The 2,485-nt window shown below is 45.2% G+C and carries 3 protein-coding genes; all 3 read right to left on the reverse strand.

The genetic code is table 11. The features are described from left to right. Window positions 1-1,422: DNA repair protein RecN (locus KH813_RS06465; protein ID WP_303994526.1), on the reverse strand; the 1,422-nt coding region annotated here is incomplete at its 3' end. A gap of 6 nt (window positions 1,423-1,428) precedes the next feature. Beyond that, entirely contained in the window at window positions 1,429-1,890 is a 462-nt protein-coding gene (argR, locus tag KH813_RS06470; RefSeq protein ID WP_303994527.1) for an arginine repressor, read from the reverse strand. A 29-nt stretch (window positions 1,891-1,919) separates the two neighbouring features. Then, window positions 1,920-2,485: NAD(+)/NADH kinase (locus KH813_RS06475; protein ID WP_303994528.1), on the reverse strand; the 566-nt coding region annotated here is incomplete at its 5' end.

Below are 2,485 nucleotides of genomic sequence, written 5' to 3' on the forward strand. Positions count from 1 at the left end.
TGCTACTCGTAGCGCCGCATTACCGCTGATGCCGACATCGATTTCATCCAAAACAAGCGTCGGCAAGTCCATTTGCGCCGCAAGAACCGTTTTTAATGCCAGTGAAATTCGTGCCAATTCTCCCCCTGAACCAACCTCGCTGAGTGGTTTGGGCGGCTCACCGACATTGGCACTAAACACAAGTTCCGCCTCAGCTAAGCCTTGCGAAGTCAACGTATCTCCGAGGATGAGAGAGTATGACAAGCTGCCATTCGGTAAATCCAAATCGCGCAATGCGCTTTCGATTTCTCCACTTAGTTCCGCCGCAGCACGATATCGTGTTTCATTCCAAGCATCTCTGGCCGTTTGAGCCTCTTGAAAAGCGGTCGCTACAGCTTGTGCTAAGGTATCTCCAGTCTCCTGCGAATTTTCAAGTTCTGTAATTTTTTTTTGTATGGTCGCTTGGTAAACAAGAATCTCTTCCAGTGTATCGCCGTATTTTAATCGCAAGTCTTTTAAAAGCTGGGCCCGTTCCTGCAACTGATCCAATCGCTCCGGAGAGTACTCGATTGTATAAAGACTCTCCTGTAAATTACGTGCGACCTCTTCCGTATTGTAAAAGGCAGTTTCCAAGGTCTGCACGGAAGGCAACAATGCCTCATCGAAGCTGCTCGCCTTTTGCAACTCGTTTAATGCTTGTGAAATTGTTTCCAGGCTTCCTCCGGAAGCATTTAATAGTTGACTTGCCATTTGCAATGCGGCCGTGATCTTTTCCGCATGCGCCAGTCGTTTAATTTCCGCTTCAATATCCGCATCCTTTTCGGGATTGATTTTAGCGGCAGAGATCTCTCTTGCTTCTTTATTTAAACGTGCTAAAAGTGTTTCACGTTCGTCTTCCTGCTCTAAAAATTTACGCTGACGTTGGACCGCTTGCTGCCAAGTTTGATAGGCTTTGTGATAAATTGCTTCCGGTTGTCGGCCATCACGATTAAAAGTATCCAGGACATGCAGCTGGTATCGGTCGGATTGCAATTTCAAATTGTCGTTTTGCCCGTGAATATCGACTAATAATGAGCCTAAACCTGCAAGGGTACGTAAGGAAGTAAGCATACCGTTAACCAGGATTTGCCCCTTACCCGTTTGCGATAAACGTCGAGAAATAATTAATGGCTCATCATCTGTCAGCGGTATATTTTGTTCATTGCAATAGGTTTGAACAGAAGGCATATCCGTGACATCAAATTGAGCTGTCACAAAAAATTCTTCCGTACCCGTCCGGATATAATCGACAGCAGCGCGATTCCCTAATGCAATTCCCAACGCATCTAAAAGGATCGACTTGCCGGCACCGGTTTCTCCGGTAAAAACCGTCACGCCTTCTTTAAATTCAATATCCAGTTGTTCTATGAGCGCAAAATTGCGAATATGTAACGACTGGAGCACAGCAGCTCACGCCTCTCGTAAAAATGAATACAGACGATCTTTTATTTCCTTCGGATCTTTGCCTTCCGCAACGACTAAAAGAATGGTGTCATCCCCCGCTATCGTACCGATAACTTCTTGAATATCGGTATTATCCAAGGCATAGGCCACCGCTTGAGCAGACCCCGGCAACGTTTTGATTACGACCAGGTTACCACTGTATTGAATACCGGTAATAGTACCTTGAAACAAGCTGATAAACCGATCTTTTGCAAATAATGCCGGCTGCTCGGGAGAAACTGCATAACGGTAACGACCGTCTTCCGTTGGTACTTTAATAAGCATCAGCTCTTTGATATCTCTCGAGATCGTAGCCTGCGTTACACTGACACCCTCATCAGCAAGCGCGGCTGCCAACTCTTCTTGCGTTTCAATAATTTCTTTTTGAATAATATCCCGTATCTTCGCATAACGATATTTTTTCTTCATGTTCTGAAATCCCATCCATTCTATAGCAACTATTGTGCAGCGTGATAAATAGATTTGGTTAATTTAGGGAATAATAAGCGGAAGAAATTTTGATCGGAAAAGTAAACAAAAGGTAATGAGTTAGGATGTCGAGTGATCAAAAGCTTCTTTTCATTCGTAAAATAAAAGGATTCGTTGCCGTCAATGGAAGCATACAGATGACGTTCCCGTTCCGGCATGGTGATGGTGACTTCGTCATCGGCATTCAACATTAACGGTGAGCTTTTTAAAAGATGCGGACAAATCGGAATGACCATCATATTTGTTAAGTTCGGATGCATGATCGGGCCACCGCAAGATAATGCATAGCCGGTAGAGCCGGTTGCGGTTGAGACAATAATGCCGTCGGCGGGATACTCTTCTACGAACACGTCATTTACGTATAGACGCAATCTGGCCATTCGCCCCGGCCGGCTACGACCAATCACAACTTCATTCATAGCGGCGGGAAGCTGCTGAATTTGACCGCTTTCGTGCAAAATAGACGACGCTAAAAGGCTGCGTCGCCAGATTTTATAATCGCCCGCTTTGATTTGTTCCAGACGTGTATCCAGTT

The organism is Negativicoccus succinicivorans, from assembly GCF_018373335.1.
GTDB lineage: Bacteria > Bacillota > Negativicutes > Veillonellales > Negativicoccaceae > Negativicoccus > Negativicoccus succinicivorans_A.

Coding starts and splice junctions, on each gene's coding strand:
- argR (WP_303994527.1), bottom strand. CDS start 1,890: ATGAAGAAAAAATATCGTTATGCGAAGATACGGGATATTATTCAAAAA.